The 15,767-nt window shown below is 64.1% G+C and carries 13 protein-coding genes and 1 pseudogene; 6 read left to right on the top strand and 8 right to left on the bottom strand.

Translation table 11 applies throughout. The features are described 5' to 3' along the window. Nucleotide 1: 1 nt before the first annotated feature. Nucleotides 2-1,522, bottom strand: coding sequence for an aldehyde dehydrogenase (locus ASE22_RS14140; protein ID WP_056360509.1), 1,521 nt, complete (start codon nt 1,520-1,522; stop codon nt 2-4). 50 nt (nt 1,523-1,572) lie between these two features. Continuing rightward, on the bottom strand, nt 1,573-3,882 hold the full coding sequence (locus ASE22_RS14135; RefSeq protein WP_235536357.1) for a TonB-dependent receptor: 2,310 nt from the start codon (nt 3,880-3,882) through the stop codon (nt 1,573-1,575). Nucleotides 3,883-4,252: 370 nt separating this feature from the next. On the opposite strand from ASE22_RS14135, the gene ASE22_RS14130 reads away from it, so the two are divergent. Continuing rightward, entirely contained in the window at nt 4,253-5,161 is a 909-nt protein-coding gene (locus ASE22_RS14130) for a LysR family transcriptional regulator (protein ID WP_056360504.1), read from the top strand. Here the strand turns inward: ASE22_RS14130 and ASE22_RS14125 are convergent, their stop codons facing one another. The 3 genes from ASE22_RS14125 to ASE22_RS14115 form a co-directional block, all read right to left on the bottom strand. Further along, nucleotides 5,162-5,896 (bottom strand): SDR family NAD(P)-dependent oxidoreductase, encoded by a 735-nt coding sequence (locus ASE22_RS14125; RefSeq protein ID WP_056360501.1) that lies wholly within the window; start codon nt 5,894-5,896, stop codon nt 5,162-5,164. It lies immediately after the preceding gene. A 2-nt stretch (nt 5,897-5,898) separates the two neighbouring features. Continuing rightward, entirely contained in the window at nt 5,899-7,146 is a 1,248-nt protein-coding gene (locus tag ASE22_RS14120; RefSeq protein ID WP_056360498.1) for a cytochrome P450, read from the bottom strand. A 117-nt stretch (nt 7,147-7,263) separates the two neighbouring features. Further along, nucleotides 7,264-8,163, bottom strand: a complete 900-nt coding sequence (locus tag ASE22_RS14115; protein WP_056360494.1) for a LysR family transcriptional regulator — start codon at nt 8,161-8,163, stop codon at nt 7,264-7,266. A 229-nt stretch (nt 8,164-8,392) separates the two neighbouring features. Between ASE22_RS14115 and ASE22_RS28000 the strand changes: the two genes are divergently transcribed. The 3 genes and pseudogenes from ASE22_RS28000 to ASE22_RS14105 all read left to right on the top strand — a co-directional run bounded on the left by ASE22_RS28000 (nt 8,393) and on the right by ASE22_RS14105 (nt 9,504). Next, nucleotides 8,393-8,662, top strand: coding sequence for a DUF3489 domain-containing protein (locus ASE22_RS28000; protein ID WP_082545464.1), 270 nt, complete (start codon nt 8,393-8,395; stop codon nt 8,660-8,662). After that, nucleotides 8,662-9,107, top strand: a pseudogene (locus ASE22_RS14110) (DUF2924 domain-containing protein). The gene ASE22_RS28000 and the pseudogene ASE22_RS14110 overlap by 1 nt, the downstream one beginning before the upstream one ends. Next, on the top strand, nt 9,094-9,504 hold the full coding sequence (locus ASE22_RS14105) for a recombinase family protein (RefSeq protein ID WP_082545463.1): 411 nt from the start codon (nt 9,094-9,096) through the stop codon (nt 9,502-9,504). Before ASE22_RS14110 ends, ASE22_RS14105 begins: the two are co-directional and overlap by 14 nt. A 126-nt stretch (nt 9,505-9,630) precedes the next feature. Here the strand turns inward: ASE22_RS14105 and ASE22_RS14100 are convergent, their stop codons facing one another. The 3 genes from ASE22_RS14100 to ASE22_RS14090 form a co-directional block, all read right to left on the bottom strand. Then, complete coding sequence (locus ASE22_RS14100) at nt 9,631-10,275, bottom strand: TetR/AcrR family transcriptional regulator (protein ID WP_056360489.1); 645 nt, start codon at nt 10,273-10,275, stop codon at nt 9,631-9,633. Between the two features lie 78 nt (nt 10,276-10,353). Continuing rightward, nucleotides 10,354-11,343, bottom strand: a complete 990-nt coding sequence (locus ASE22_RS14095; RefSeq protein WP_056360486.1) for a fumarylacetoacetate hydrolase family protein — start codon at nt 11,341-11,343, stop codon at nt 10,354-10,356. Between the two features lie 62 nt (nt 11,344-11,405). After that, nucleotides 11,406-13,607 (bottom strand): TonB-dependent receptor, encoded by a 2,202-nt coding sequence (locus ASE22_RS14090; RefSeq protein ID WP_056360483.1) that lies wholly within the window; start codon nt 13,605-13,607, stop codon nt 11,406-11,408. A 270-nt stretch (nt 13,608-13,877) separates the two neighbouring features. Here ASE22_RS14090 and ASE22_RS14085 point away from each other — a divergent pair, with 270 nt between their 5' ends. Both ASE22_RS14085 and ASE22_RS14080 read left to right on the top strand, forming a co-directional pair. Then, nucleotides 13,878-14,864 carry an MBL fold metallo-hydrolase gene (locus tag ASE22_RS14085; protein ID WP_056360480.1) on the top strand — a complete coding sequence of 329 codons (987 nt, stop codon included), beginning with the start codon at nt 13,878-13,880 and terminating at the stop codon, nt 14,862-14,864. Nucleotide 14,865: 1 nt separating this feature from the next. Next, the gene (locus ASE22_RS14080; RefSeq protein WP_056360477.1) at nt 14,866-15,759 is read left to right on the top strand and encodes an SDR family oxidoreductase; all 894 of its coding nucleotides are present in this window, start codon (nt 14,866-14,868) and stop codon (nt 15,757-15,759) included. Nucleotides 15,760-15,767: the final 8 nt, after the last annotated feature.

Below are 15,767 nucleotides of genomic sequence, written 5' to 3'. Positions count from 1 at the left end.
GTCATAGGCTCCCAATATCAACGACATGACCATCCGCCCGGACCGAGCCTGGGGCCGCCGACATGTAGATCGTCTTCACTTCGCTATAGACGTGCAAGCCCTCGAAGCCGCCTTCGCGACCGACGCCCGACTGCTTGAACCCGCCGAACGGATAGGCGGGATCGAATTCCCAGCCGTTGTGGGAAACATTGCCCGTCCGCATGCCGCGCGCCACCCGGTAGGCGGCATCGGCATCGTTGGTGAACACCGCCCCACCGAGGCCGAAGGGGGAGTCGTTGGCGATCGCGATCGCATCGGCCTCTCCATCATGGGCGATCACCGTCGCCACCGGGCCGAAGATCTCCTCCCGCGCTATACGCATGGCATTGTCGGCACCGTAGAAGACGGTCGGCTCGACATAGTAGCCGCTGTCCAGTCCGCTAGGCCGGCCACCACCGGTGGCGATACGGGCGCCCTCGGCCACGCCGCTGCGGATGAAATCCTCCACCCGGTCGCGCTGGCGCGCGATGGCGAGCGGGCCGAGTTGGGTGCCGCCGTCGAAGGGATCGCCCACCGCAATCGCACGATAAGCTTCGGCCAGCGCCTCGACATAATCCTTCTGGCGGTGCGCGGGGACGAGGATGCGGGTGAGGCCCGAACAGGCCTGCCCGGCGAGGAAGGTGCTGCCCGCGACGAGGCCGGGAACGACATCGGCCGGGTCCATGTCCTCCAGCACGATCGCCGCCGATTTGCCGCCGAGTTCGAGCGTGTAGCGCGCCACCCGTTCGGCGCAGATGCCGGCGATATGCTTGCCGACGGCGCTGCTGCCGGTGAAGGCGACCTTGTCGACGCCGGGATGGCGGACGAGATATTCGCTGGCGGCGCGATCGGCCGAGACGATGTTGATCACGCCGGGCGGAAAGCCGATCTCCTCGACGATCTCGGCCAGCATGTGCGCCTCGACCGGGGTCTCCGGTGCCGCCTTGACGACGACGGCGCCACCCATCGCCAGAGCCGGGCCGAGCTTACTGGTGGTCAACAGCAACGGCGCGTTCCAGGGAATGATCGCCGCGGTGACGCCCACCGACTCCCGGACGACAAGCGCCTGGCCGCCGGTCGCGCGGTCGTGCCGTTCGACCAGCGGATGGCGACGGATCAGGTCGGCATAATATGCGAGGTGGATGCCGCCGCCGCCTTGGGTGGCGTAGCGGGACAGCGCGATCGGGGTTCCCACCTGCGCGGTCCAGGCATGAGCGAACGCCTCCCAGCGGCGCTGGATACCATCATAGAGCGCCTGGATCAGATCGGCCCGATCGGCTGCCGCCATGCGTGGCCACGGGCCGTGATCGAAGGCGAACCGCGCCGCCGCGACGGCGCGGTCCATGTCCGCCCGGTCGGCGGCGGCGACACGAACGATCTCCCGCTCCATCGAAGGTGAGATCACCCGCGACTGGAGGTCGGACGAGGGTTTCACCCATTCGCCCCCGATGAACAGCCTGTCGGCGTTGCGAACCTCGATCTGTCCTGCCTCGAGCACTGTCATCTCCCGTCTGTCGGTCGATCGCCGGCCGCCATAGCCGGCGATCCGTCACGTCACTTGTTCCCCAGCTTCACGCCGAGTTCGAGGCCTAGGAAGCGCGGCTCGCCATAGTTGCTCATGATCCACAGGCCGCTGACCGTCTGGCTCGCGGTCTTGTAGGTCACGTTGGTGAGGTTGCGGGCGATGAGCCGTGCGAAGTAGCGATCGTCGGCCTGCGCCAGAGTGATCGAGGCATTCACCAGCGTACGGGCATCCAGATAGGAGTCGAAGGCCGCGTTGTTCAGGTCTATCGTGAAGGCGTTGCTCGCCTGATAGGTCACCGTGCCGTTGAACAGCAGCTTCCAGTCGCCCAGCGGCACCTGGTAGGTCGCGGCCCCCGTCAGCTGCCATTTCGGAGCGCGGGTCACCGGGGAGTCGGCGAGATCGCGGCCCGTCGGCAGCGGACTGACGAAGCTGCGATATTTCGCGTCCTGATAGCCCAGCACGCCGCGCAGGGTGAGCTGTGAGGTGGGCCGGATTACCGATTCCGCCTCGATCCCCTTCACCCGGGCCGCCGCGGCGTTGAACAGCTTGATCTCCTGAAACTGGCTTCCGTCCGGACGGGTGACCGGCACCACGACTTGGCGCTGCATGTTCTTGTAATCGACGAGGAAGCCGGTGACGTTCATGGTCAGACGCCGATCGAAGAACTGCGTGCGCACGCCCGCTTCATAGGATTCGGCGATCTCGGGATCAGTCGGCCGGATCTGATCCGGCACCAGCGGAGCGCCCGAGGTGCCGGTCTGGTCGTTATAGGCACCGCTCTTGAAGCCGCGCGTGAAGGTACCGTAGCCGAAGATATCGTCGGTGAACTGATAGGACAGGCTGGCGCGCCACGTCGGCTCCTTCCAAGTCTGCTTGTCGGTCAGCACCCCGGTCGGGTAGCGCTTGAAGTCACCCGCGTTCATCAGGCCGCCGAGCTGTTCCCAGGTGAAGCTGGGATCGGACACGCCCTTGAGATCTTGGACGAAGACCTGGTTGCGGCCGGTCCAGCGTTTGCGCTCGACCGTGTAGCGGAAGCCGGCGATGAACTTCAGCTTGTCGGTGATGTCGTAGGTGCCCTCGGCGAAACCAGCCCAGGAACTTGCCCGCTGGTTGTTGCACAGCACCTGCGGGTTGGTGTTGAACGGCCCATAAGGGTTGGTCACCCCGGCAAGGTCGAGGAAGCCGAGCACCTGACCGACGCAGAAGTCGGTCTTGTCGTTCTGATAGAAGCCGCCAGCGACTACCTGGAACGGCCCCTCGAACGAGGACGAGAAGCGGATTTCCTGCTGGAAAGTCTTGTGATCGTCCGAGCGGTTGCCATCGAACGCCGACACCGGCGAAACTACGCCCGGGAAAGTACCCGGCAGGCGCGAGCGCTGCGACCGGTAGCCGCTGACCGAGGTGAAGGTACCAGCGTCGGTCTCGACGTCGACATTCAGATAGATGCCATCGACATTGATCGTCTGCCCGGCACCCACGCCGACCAGGAAGCCACGGCGGTTCGAGACGCCGGCGCGCTTGTGCGGATTGCCGCTGTTCGCCCCGAGGCCGAGCAGGTTGAACAGGAAGGTCGGATCGCCAGCGGGCGTATCGCTGACGGTCGGGGTCGCGTCCGAACTGTCGCGCAGGATTTCGTACTGCAACAGCGCGGAAACGGAATCGCTGGGCTTCCAGAGCAGCTTGGCCCGGCCGCTGGCGATGTCCTGACCGCCGACCCGCTTGCCATCGCCGCACCCGGTCGCGCCGGCGAAGGGCGACGGGCCCAGCGGGGTGAGCGGGCCGTAGCAATAGCCGTTGCGCATGAAGCCGTCGGACTTCTCATATCCGCCGACCAGGCGCAGGGCGAGCACGCCCTCGCTGATCGGCAGGTTGAGCGACGCCTGCGCCTTGTAGGTGCCGAAGCTGCCGATCAGGCCCCGTGCCTCTGCGCCAAAGCCTTCGAGATCGGGATGCTTGGTGTGGACGACGACGGCGCCGCCAGTGGTGTTCTTGCCGAACAGTGTTCCCTGCGGGCCGCGCAACACCTCGATCTGGGCGATGTCGAAGGTGTCGAGCAGGTGCCCCTGCGCGGTCGGCACGACGAAGTCGTCGATCAGGACCGCGACGGGCGGGTCGTTATAGACATTGGCGTCGGTCTGCGCGACGCCGCGCATCGCGAAGGACGCGGCCGGGAAGGCGGTGATACGGGCGGCGGAGAAGTTCGGAACATAGGCGGCCAGATCGCTGATGTCGCGCGGCGCGGCCTGATCGATGATGTTACGGTCGACCGCCGACACCGCAACGGGGGTGTCCTGCAGGTTGGTCGCACGGCGGGTCGCGGTGACGACGATATCGTTCACGCCGACATCATCCACCGCCTGTGCCCCGGCAGGCGATCCCAGGACAATGGCCAGACACGAAGCGCTCGCGAGAATGTGGCGACGACGCATAAACTCTCCCCTTTTTGCTATCGAGGCCGGAGTAGGAGAGCCTCCGAAATGGTGAAAGCAGCATTTCTGCGAAGATATTTCGCAGAAGCCGTCGGCGCACCGGTCCGCGGAAAACCACGCCAAATCGACAACCCTCCCCCATCGTGAAACACCGGGCGCCGCGGCGGCCGGACCTGTCGTTTATATGCGACGCGGCTTCGCATATTTCATTGTGCCGCCCCGCCAACACTCTGTCCTATCCTGCACCGAAGGCTGGTCGCGGGCAGGAAGGGAGCGGGAGTTGGACGGTTTCGACTGGAACGACCTGCGCTATTTCATCGAGTTGGTTCGCAACAACAACCACATGGCCGCCGCTCGCCGACTGAAGGCAGATCACACCACCGTCCGCCGCCGCATCGCGGCGCTGGAGGATTCGCTGCAGACGCGGTTGCTAAGCAGCCGCGAGCAGCCTTTCGTCCTGACAGAGGAAGGCGAACGGTTGCTGGCCTTCGCGGAGGAGATCGAGGCGCTCGCGATGCAAGCGTCCGAGCGGGTGATGAACGCCGATGTGCAGATATCGGGTACCGTACGCATCGGAGCACCCGATGGCTTCGGCAGCTGGTTCCTGACGCCGCGCATGCAACCGCTCCTGGCGGCACATCCGGGATTGAAGATCGAACTGGTCGCGATCCCGCGCGTGTTCAATCTGTCGAAGCGCGAAGCGGACATCGCCATCGCTCTGTCGCCGCCCAGCCAGAACCGGCAGATTGTCCGCAAGCTTACCGCGACCCGGCTCGGCCTCTACGCCTCCCCGAATTATCTCGCGAAATATCCGCCGCTCCGTTCGCTCGACGAGCTCGCCAAGCATCGACTGGTCACCTACATCCCCGACCTGCTCTATGCGCCGGAACTCGATTACTCGACCTATCTCGACGCACCGATCGGAGACACGTTCGAGACCACCAGCCTGATCGGCCAGTTGCGGGCGGCCAAGGCCGGGATCGGCGTGGCGATATTGCCCCACTATGTCACCGCCGGGGAGAGCGGGCTCGAACGGGTGCTGGTCGACCAGTTCAGCCTGGAACGGGAGTTCTGGCTGATCGTCCATCCGGACCTTGTGAAGCTGGCGCGCATCCGCACCGTGATCGACTTCATCGCCGATCAGGTTCAGGTGAGCCGCGGACTTTTCCTTGGCGAGACCGATGGATGATCAGTGGAAGGTCCGGCCGCCATCGACCGCGAGGGTGGCACCATTGACGAAGCCCGCCTCGTCGCCGAGCAGGTAGACGATCATGCTCGCCACCTCCTCGGGCGTACCGCGCCGCCGCATCGCGTTGTTCTCGATCGGTGCGTCGGCCGGGATCGCGGCCTGCGACATCGGCGTGTCGATCGTGCCGGGGCAGATACAGTTGACCCGGATCGCGGGTGCGAGTTCGGCCGCCAGCGACCGGGTCATCGCGACCACCCCCGCCTTGGCGGCGGCATAGCCGCTGAGCTTCGCCTCGGGTCGCAAGGCCTGGTTGGACGAGATATTGACAATCGCTCCGCCAGCCGCCGCCATCAGCAGCGGCAGCGTGGCCCGCGTCACCAGGAAGGTGCCCGTCAGGTTGACGTCCATCAGCCGCCGCCATTCGGCAAGGCTGGTTTCGGCCAGGAGTCCCTGCCCCACCACGCCGGCGCAGTTGACCAGCCCGTCGAGCCCACCCAGAGCTTCGGCGGTGCGGGCGATCGCCTGCGCCACGGCATCCTCGTCGGCGATGTCGGCCGCCACCGCGATCGCCGCCGTCCCGAGCCGGGTCGCTACGGCCTCGACCGCCGAGGCGTTGCGATCGAGCAGCACGACCCGCGCCCCTTCCGCGACACAGGCCTCGGCCGCGGCAAGGCCGATGCCCTGCGCCGCGCCCGAGATCAGAATTCGCCGCCCGCGCAGCCGCCCGCCCGCCACCGTCAGGCCCGATCGAAACGGATGTCGAGCCGTTCGAGCCCGTGCACCGTGAAGCTGGGAATATAGGCCAGATCGTCTGTCGGCATGGCGAGGCGGATGTTGGCCAGCCGCCGCAGCAGCGCGTTGAAGCCGATCTCCAGTTCGCGCTTGGCGAGTTGGAAGCCGATGCAGAAGTGCGTGCCGCCGCCGAAGGCGACATGGGTGGCGAGGTTCGATCGGTCGAGATCGAGCCGGTCGGGATCGGCGAACTGGCGTTCATCGCGGTTGGCCGACGCAAGTCGCAGATGGACGGCCGCCCCCGCCGGCAGGGCGACGCCGCCCAGCACGGTATCTTCGCGAACCACCCGCCAGATGCCGGACGCCGGAGATTCGAGCCGCAAAAGCTCCTCGATGAATTGCCGCATCCGTGCCGGCTCGGCGCGCAACCGCTCCATCTCGTCCGGGTTCTGAAGCAACATGAGGAGCCCCGAAGCGAAACTGTGGGTGGTGGTGAGGTTGCCCGCCGTCATCAGTTGCTCGGCGATCGAGATGAACTCGGGCAGGTCGAGCTCGCGATCAAGATCGTCGAAATGGGTGGTGGCCAGCACCGAGATGATGTCGTCGCTGGGCTCGGCGCGCTTGCGGTCGAGCAGATCGGCGAAATAGCGCTGGAATTCGAGCCGGCGGCGGGCGGCCTCGCATTCCTCCTCCAGCGATGTGACGAGGCTGAACTGGACGACGCGGGCATCGGACCAGCGCTTGAACTTCCAGATGTCCTCGCGCGGCACGCCCAGTTGATCGGCGGTGATCGATATGGTCAGCGGTACCGCGAACTGCCCGACGATGTCGGCCTCACCCGCCTCGATCAAGCCGTCGATCAGGGTTTCGACCTCGGCAACGATGCGATCCGAGATCGCGTTGACCCGACCGGGGGTGAAAGCCTTGTTGACCAGCCGACGGTAACGCGCATGGTCGGGCGGATCGAGGGTCGCCAAGGTCGAGACGCTGGGCACGCCCTGGTCGAGAATCTGGGCGACGTCCGGATGGCGATTGAACAGCGATCGATAGTCCGCAGAGAATATCTCGGGCCGCTTCAGCACCTCCGCCACGTCCTGATAGCGGCTGACGATATAGAAATCGGTGCCCGGCGCCTTCAGCACCGGTGCATTGTCGCGGATCTGCGAATAATAGCCGTAGGGGCATTGCGCGATGTCCGCTGACAAAGGGTTGGCGGTCTGCCAGTCGATATCCTTCGACGCTGCTATGGTCATGGCGATCCTCGTCCAATCTTCTATCTGGATCGCAGGCTAGGGCGAGCCGCCCGACAGCCGCAACGTTCAAAAATGCCAAGCCCCTTTGCAAATGCGTCGGGATCGATGCGGCCGAACTCAGTCCAGCTCGCCGGTGAAAAGCTTGTGGTCCGCCTTCACGATCGCGACGAGATAGTCGATGACCGTGCGGATTCGCGCGATGTTGATCGTGTCGGGATGCGCAACCAGCCAATATTCGCGGTCGAGCGAGAAACGATCGGGCAGCACCCGGCGCACATTCGGATAGCGCGCCGTCATGAAATAGGGGAGCAGGCCGATCCCGATCCCGCCCGCGACGGCCTCCAGCTGCGCGATCACGTTGGTCGCCTCGAAGGTGCGGCTGACCGGCGGATCGATGAAGTTCAGATAGTCCATCTCCGGCGAGAAGACGAGTTCGGGCAGGTAGGTCACGATCCGGTGCGAGGAGATATCCTCCAGCTTCTCGATGGGATGCTCGGCCAGATAATCATCCGACGCCGAGAGGAAGAGACGCGAGTCCGTCAGTTTGCGGACAATCAGGCGGCGCTGCTCGGCCGGCGCCGGGGCGATCGCGATGTCGGCCTCGCGGTTCGACAGGTTGAACAGCCGCGATAGCACGACCAGTTCGATCTTCAGCTGCGGATGCTTGTCAAGCAGCGGCTTCAGCCGCGGGGTCAGGAAGCAGGTGCCGAAGCCGTCGAGCACGCCGATGCGCACAGTGCCGATCAGTTCATTGTTGGCGCCGTTCAGGCTTTCGGTCGCTTGCTGGGTCAGAGCCTCGATCGACTCGGCATAGCGCAGCATCTGCTCGCCCGCCGCCGTCAGTTCCAGCGGTTGCTCGCGGGTGCTGAATAACCTGGCCTGGAGCGCATCCTCTAGCGAGGTGATCCTGCGTCTGACCGTCGTGTGATCAACCCGCAGACGACGGGCCGCGCCCTGATAGCTGTTCGTTCGAACGAGATTCAGGAAGAAGCGCAGGTCGTTCCAGTCGAAATTCACCCCCGGATCTCCTGGATCTCCGCTCCTCTTGGCCAGTCAATCGTAGCATCCGGTGTAGCCGCCGTCGAGATGAGGCATAGCGGCATAGTCTGGTAATTAAATGTCCATGCACCCAAATCAGCGCGGCTCTTTCGGAAAACACTGTCATCCAGATCGCACCGGCATGCCGGGGGCTAAAAAGCGGTGCGACCCAAATCCATTATGAGCGTCGTTTCGGCCGCAGTACGGTCTGCGGAAGACCACCCTTGCCAGCGAGTCAGGACCACCATATGGTGTTTCTGACGGGTTTGTTCGAGACACCGCCGCCCGGCTATCGAAGGCCGCCACGGTTACGAAGCTGCTCTCCCGCAATCGCGCGGCCTCTCTCGCTGAAATCATGGAGGCGACCCACTGGCAGCCGCATAGCGCACGCGCATTTCTGTCGGGCGTCCGAAAGAAGCGAGAGCTGCTTAAGGAAACGCGCCGTACGGGTGAAACTTCATATCGGCTGGCCAATTGATGGCGAGCCTGGAAGATCAGCTAGGTGGGCTTGCGACGTTGTCCCCGGCCCAGCGCCGCACCGAATGGCGGAAATATCATAGGGGGCGGCTCATGCCGCTTGGCCTGGGCCGCGATCTCGCAAGCCGGGCGATTGCCTGGAAGATGCAGGAGAGGCTTAGCGGCGGGCTTGCGCCCGCCATTAATCGTGAGCTGAAACGCCTCGCCAAACAACTCCTTGAGACCGGCGATATCGATCTCGGCAGGGGGCCGATCCTGAAACCGAGCACGAAGCTCGTTCGGCAATGGCATGGCACAATCTATCATATTCTGGTGCTCGACGACGGCTTCCAGTTTCAGACCGCCATTACCGCTCGCTCACGCCCATCGCCCGCGAGATCACCGGGGCCGCATGGTCCGGTCCGCGCTTTTTCGGCCTGAAGGAGAAATCCGATGCGCCGGCCTAGTGACAGCAAAGGGATCCGCTGCGCGGTCTACACGCGCAAATCCGACGAGAAAGGCCTGGAGCAGGAGTTCAACAGCCTCGATGCGCAGCGCGAAGCTTGTGAAGCATACATCGCCAGCCAGCGCCATGAGGGCTGGAAGCTCGTGCTCACCCCCTATGACGATGGCGGTCTATCCGGCGGCAACATGGACCGCCCTGCCCTTCGGCAACTGCTTGACGACATTAGGGCGGACAAGGTCGACTGCATCGTCGTCTACAAGATCGACCGGCTGACCCGCAGCCTCGCCGACTTCGCCCGGGTCGCGCAAACCAGCCGGTCGGCTATGCGCCCTCCTTCCGGTCGTTCGTGGGCGAGCTGCGGTACCCGAGAGCGGACGTGCCATACCGGGTCAAGTTAAAGTCCCCCAAGGCCGATCTTGCTTCTCAATGATGCTTTGCAATGAGCGACGGCATCGCATGCAGAAAAGGTGCTATTGCATCAATGAGCTTCGGCCCCGCCTACTTCGGATTATCGAGAGCTACGGTCATGAGAATTGTAGCGCCGCCGCCGTCAAGGATCGGACCAGGCGTTCTTCGAGATGATCGGGCGACAGATCGCTTGCGAGGCCCTTGCCGACGATGGCGGCTTCGTCGGGATCGGCGGCCATGACGGCGCTGTGGATCGCCATACCTAGGACGAAGACGATGTCGCTCCTCTGCGCCGCAGGCAGCGAGCGCTGGAGGACGTCGGCGAAGCGGCGCATGACCACAGCAAGCGACTTTTCGTTGACGACGCGCCAGATTTCCGTCCCCGTCTCGCGCATGTAGGCGCGGATAAAATTGGTCCAGACTTCAGGATTCTCCGCCTTCAGTTCGAAGAAGGGACGGATGAAGGCACGAATAACCCCCGCGACCGGGGGAACGCCCGACGGATAGCGTTGATGCAGCTCTTCGAGAAGGATCTCGCGCCGGCTGTTGAACTGTATCGCGCGGACATGGTGCACCTCGACGTACAGTTCTTCCTTGGTGTTGAAATGATAGCCGATCAGGTTGACGTTGACGGCCGCCTCGCGCGCGATTTCGCGAAGCCCGGCGCCATGCAGACCCTTGGCGGCGAACAGCCGTTCCGCCGCGAGGATGATCCGATCGCGCGGGGTGGGTTCATCCCTGTTCGTTTCCGATGGCGGCATAACATTCCAACGCTTGTCGACAGGGCGACTGTCTAGGTCACGGCCCGATCAGCACCAAGCCCAATCGCACGATGGTGATCAACTGCCCGGCGACACGACCCGATTGCGCAGCACGCCGATTCCAGAGACCTCCAGTTCGACCAGATCGCCATCCTTCAGGAAGAGATCCTGTTCCAGCCCGCAGCCGCTGCCCACCGTGCCCGATCCGAGCACCTCGCCGGGAAAGAGGGTCTGCGAACGGGTTACGTCGGCGATGCAATCCTCGAACAGGTGATGCATCTCCCCCGAATTGCCGAACGACCATTGTTCGCCGTTGACGCGCGCCTTCATGGTGAGCGCATAGGGGTCGTCGATCTCGTCCGCGGTGACGATGCAGGGGCCGAGGGTGAGGCCCTGATCGAAATCCTTGCCCTTTCCGGGGCCGAGCATGCCTGGCATTACCTCGCCCTGCTCGTCGCGGGCGGACCAGTCATTGTAGATGGTGTAGCCGAAGATGTGCGCGCGAGCCCGATCGCGGGCGATATCCTTGCCGCCACGCCCGATCACGGCGGCGAATTCGAGTTCATAGTCGAACAGTTCGCAATAGGCCGGGCGGACGACATCCTCGTCGGGCGCGGCGATCGCCAACCGGTTGGCGGCATAATAGACCGGCTGCCTGTACCAGATAGGCGGCACGGGCCAGTCGCCGCGCGCATCGATCTCGCGGAGCCGCGCCTCGGGATCATCGGATCGTCGGGCGACCACCTTCGCCATACCCTTGAACGCGCCGACGAGATGCTTCTCGAAACAGAGGAAGTCGCGGACCTGGGTGGGGCGGGGCAGCGGCGCGCAGAGCCGATGCGCCGCGCTGTCGCGCAAGGCGTCGTCGGGCGGCGATGCCGTAAGCAGGCGTGCCCGATCCCAGGCGGCATCGCCCGCTCCGATGAGGGCGAGCATCGAGGCGAAGGGCGACGGATCGGAAATGCCGTGGAGGCGCGACGCGATGTCCAGATCGACGATCTTTCGATCCTGGTCGATCCATGAGCCGAGGCGCTGGCGGCCGTCGTCGATATAGGTGATCAGGCGCATGTCGGTATGCCCTCAAAAAGGCGGGGCCGCCCGTGAGCGGCCCGGTGTCGTCATGGTCGCGGTCAGAAGCGATAGCCGAGCTGGATGCCGTAGGTGCGAGGGGCATCGAGCGTGCCGGTGATCGGCAGGCCCACCGTCACCGAACTGACGAGGCCGTTGGCGATCGTGGTCTTGTCGGTCAGGTTGCGGCCGTAGATCGACAGATCGAAATTGCGCCACCGATAATTGAGGAAAGCGTTGAGCTTCGTGTTGGGTACGCGCGATGCGGGTTTCTCGTTGAACGGCGTGAACCAAATGCGATCCTGGAACGCCATTTCGCCGCGCAACGTGACCTTACCCTCGCCCATGCGATGGCTATATTGCACAGCCATGTTCAGCGAGATTTCCGGCGCCTGGGTCAACTGCTTGCCGTCGAGCACCACGGGCGTTGAATTGCCCGGATCGGCGGGATTGGCGGACTGGAAATTCTTGTATCGCGAGTGGAGCCAGGCCGGCGCGACCTCGAACTGCAGCCCCTCGACCGGCACGACGGTCAATTCGGCCTCAGCGCCATAGATCGTCGAGGATGCGGCATTTTCGATCAGGACGTTGGCGAAGACGACCTTGGAAACCTGCAGGTTGCGATAGTCGTAATAGAAGCCGGCGAAGTTGAGACGGACGCGGCCATCGGCGAACGTCCCCTTCATGCCCGCCTCATAAGCCCACAGCTTTTCAGGTGCGAAGCCGTTGTTCGCGTCGCCGGCATTATAGCCACCGCTCTTGAAACCCTTTGAGGCGGACACATAGAAGAGCAGCTTGTCGCGCGGGCGGAATTCGAGCGCCGCCTTCGGCGTGAAGGCATTTTCGGAGCGAGAGGCCGAGCGCGTGAACAGCGGCAGGTTGGGCAGGCGCGGCGGATAAGGCCGGAACAGATCAAACTGCAGGAAGTCGTCGATGCTGTGCCGTTCCCAGCTGTACCGCATGCCCAACGTAGCGGTCAGCCATTCGGCGACAGCATAATCGACCTGGCCGAAACCGGCCACGGCTTTGGTGCGGAAATCGCCTTCGACCCGATAGCCTTGAACGGTGCCGGCTGGCAGGCCGACGATAGCGGCGTCGAGGGGGATCGCCGAGCCGCCGAACACCTTCTCGTCGAAATAATAGCCGCCGACGATATATTTGAGCGAACCGCTGTCGCCCGACAACTGAAGCTCCTGGCTGATCTGCCGGCCATGTTCGAAGAAGGAAAAGTCGCTCAACGGCGCGCTGGTCACGTCCAGATCGGTGCGGACAGTATATTTGCTATGGCGATAGGCGGTGATCGATCGCAGCGTCGCCGCGCCCAGATCGAATTCCGCGCGCCCCGCCACGCCCCAGGACGTACGGTTGTTCGACGGATCGAAATTATTCGCGATGTCCCGCCGGCGGGCGGGAATGAAGCCGCCGAACAACAAACCCGTCGGGGTGATGAACGGATTGGCCTGGCCCAGATAATGATTGCCGTAGTTGCGGTCGTTCTCGTGATAATAATCGCCGCTTAGGTCGAACGTGCCGACCTCGCCCAGTTTGAAGGACAGCGTGGCGCGGGCGGCGCGATGCTTGGCGTCGTCGATGTCGGTGCCGGTGACGATGTTCTTGCCATAGCCGTCGCGATCCTGGGTCGAGAAGGCGATGCGAAATCCGATTGCGTCGCTCAATGGTCCGCCGATCGCGCCTTCGGTGGTGATGTCGCTGTAATTGCCATATCCGGCGCGGACATAGCCTTCGAACGTATCGGTCGGCCGCCGGGTGACGACGTTGATCGAGCCGCCCGTGGCGTTGCGGCCATAAAGCGTGCCCTGTGGTCCGCGCAGCACTTCGACGCGATCGATGTCGAAGAAGGTGCCGAAAGTAGCGCCCGGCCGCGAGACATAGACGCCGTCGAGATGATAGGCGACGCGCCCTTCGCCGCCGGGGTTGATGGTGTCGAAGCCGATGCCGCGGATCGAGATGCGCGCGGCGCCGCCATAGGTGCCGAAGTTCATGTTGGGGACCGACGTCGCCAGCCCCGCGACGCCGTCGATATGTCGGTCGTTCAATCTTTCGCCCGACAGCGCCGCGATCGACAGCGCGACGTTTTGGACGCTTTCCGACCGCTTCTGCGCGGTCACCACGATGTCGGCGATAGCCGAGTCGTCGGCAGGTGCCGATGCGCCGGCTTCGGCCGGGACCGTCTGCTGGGCGGTAGCCGGTGCGCTGATCATCGCGGTGGTCGCCATCAAGGACGACATCAGGAACTTCATCATTTTTCCCCTCCTCATGCCCATGTCGGCTTTCGTCCGCTGTGGGGCGACGACGCCTTGGTGCACGACGATTCTCTATCTCCTTGATGTACGATTGTCTATATAGAGTTGCGAGAATCAAAGCGGCATGCCACAAGATCGTGACGTCATTTTGCAGAAATTCGAGAATTCTCCAGAAAAATGGACATTTCGTCGGTCTGTGTCGCAAATTGATGTATTGGACAATTGTATAAGTCGGACAACGGGCCGGCGCTTTAGAGAGAGGCAAGTGTTTTGACAGCTTTCACCAAGGGGTTGCACGATCTCGGCAACGGGCATTTCGCCTATCTCCAGCCATCGGGCACATGGGGCTACAGCAATGCCGGACTGATCATCGACGGCGATCAGTCGCTGCTCGTCGACACGCTGTTCGACGAGCGCCTGACCGCCGAGATGCTCGATGCGATCAAGGCGTCGACCCGGCTGGGCGCGGGCGACATCACCCAATTGGTCAACACCCACGCCAATGGCGATCACACCTTCGGCAACCGACTGGTCGCCAATGCGCGAGTCATCGCGACCGAGGCCGGCGCGCATGAGATGGAGCATGAGGCCCCGCCCGAAATGCTGGCGGCGATCATGGCGCAGGCCCCACAGATGGGGGCGCTTGGCGAGTATCTGCAGCTGATCTTCGGGCCGTTCGATTTCGCGGGCGTGAAGTTGCGCCTGCCCGATGAGACGTTCACCGGCGACAAGACGATCATGGTCGGCGACAAGCAGGTCGATCTGATCCAGGTCGGCCCCGCGCATACCGGCGGCGATCTTCTGGTCCATGTTCCTGCTGACAGGATACTCTACACCGGCGACATATTGTTCGTGGAGGGCACCCCGATCATGTGGGCGGGGCCCGTCCGTAACTGGATCGCGGCGTGCGACCGGATGCTCGCGATGGATGTCGAGGCGATCGTGCCCGGCCATGGGCCGATCACCGACAAGGCGGGCGTGCGGGCGATGCGCACCTATCTCGCCTATGTCGAGACCGAGACGCGCAAGCGGCACGCCGCAGGCATGGATGCTTGGGAAGCCGCGCAGGATATCGCGCTGGCCGAATTCGGCGCCTGGGAAGATCCGGAGCGGATCGCCGTCACCGTCGATACCATCTATCGCGAGATCGACGGCGACACATCGTCGCGCGATATCATCGGCTTGTTCGACAAGATGTCGAAGCTCCACAGCCATTATGGGCAACAGGGCCTGTGCGCGTCCGGGCACAAGCACTGACATGGCGGCGATGGCGGGCGATGCCGTCGCGGTGATCGGCGCGGCTGGACAGACCGGTCGCGCCGCGATCGCCGAATTGCAGCGGCGGGGCGGCATTCCGGTCCGCGCGCTGATCCGGCGACGCGAGCAGGCGGGCCTGTTCGCCGAGGCGGTCGACTGTCGCGTGGCGGACCTCGACGATCGGGCTTCGCTGTCCGACGCGCTGCGGGGGGTAGGCGCTCTGCTCTATATCCCGCCGGTGTTCGAAAGCCGGGAAGAAGCGTTCGGAGCGAATGTCATCGCCGCGGCGGAGGCGAGCGGGTGCCGGCACATCCTCTACCATTCGGTGCTTCATGCCGCGACGCCGGACATGCCCCACCATGCGCGCAAGGCGCGGGTGGAACTGCATCTGCGCCATTCGAGCCTGACATGGACGATCATTCAGCCGGCGATGTACGCCGAGACTGTGCTCGCCTTCTTCGATGCGGACCGCGCCCGGCTGGCGCCCGGCCTCGACGTGACGCGGCCGTTCAACCCGGTCGCGCTGCGCGATCTGGCGGAGGTCAGCGCGACGATCCTGACGCAGCCGGGTTACGACCATGCGACCTACGAGCTGGCGGGCCCCGATCGGCTGGACGTGCGGGGGATGGCGGCGTGCCTGTCCCGCCTGATCGGTCGACCGATCTACGCCGAGAACGGCAACCGGGAGGAAATCGTCGCCAGCGTCTCGAACCGGCTGGGCTTCGGAAGCGCACAGGCGGCTGAGCTTCGCGCGATGCTCGACCATTATGATCGCCATGGGCTGGTGGGGAATGCGGGGGTGCTGGGCATGTTGCTCGGCCGCCCGCCGACCTCTTTCGCCGATGCCCTGCACGGCGCGCTGACGAACAATGGGCTGCACATCGCAAGCCACTGAACCGGAAT

Source organism: Sphingomonas sp. Root720 (genome assembly GCF_001428605.1).
GTDB lineage: Bacteria > Pseudomonadota > Alphaproteobacteria > Sphingomonadales > Sphingomonadaceae > Rhizorhabdus.
This window is presented reverse-complemented; position numbering and strand designations above follow the sequence as displayed.

Coding starts and splice junctions, on each gene's coding strand:
- ASE22_RS14095 (WP_056360486.1), bottom strand. CDS start 11,343: ATGCGCCTGATCACCTATATCGACGACGGCCGCCAGCGCCTCGGCTCA.
- ASE22_RS14080 (WP_056360477.1), top strand. CDS start 14,866: ATGGCGGCGATGGCGGGCGATGCCGTCGCGGTGATCGGCGCGGCTGGA.
- ASE22_RS14090 (WP_056360483.1), bottom strand. CDS start 13,607: ATGATGAAGTTCCTGATGTCGTCCTTGATGGCGACCACCGCGATGATC.
- ASE22_RS14100 (WP_056360489.1), bottom strand. CDS start 10,275: ATGCCGCCATCGGAAACGAACAGGGATGAACCCACCCCGCGCGATCGG.
- ASE22_RS14105 (WP_082545463.1), top strand. CDS start 9,094: ATGCGCCGGCCTAGTGACAGCAAAGGGATCCGCTGCGCGGTCTACACG.
- ASE22_RS14140 (WP_056360509.1), bottom strand. CDS start 1,522: ATGACAGTGCTCGAGGCAGGACAGATCGAGGTTCGCAACGCCGACAGG.
- ASE22_RS14120 (WP_056360498.1), bottom strand. CDS start 7,146: ATGACCATAGCAGCGTCGAAGGATATCGACTGGCAGACCGCCAACCCT.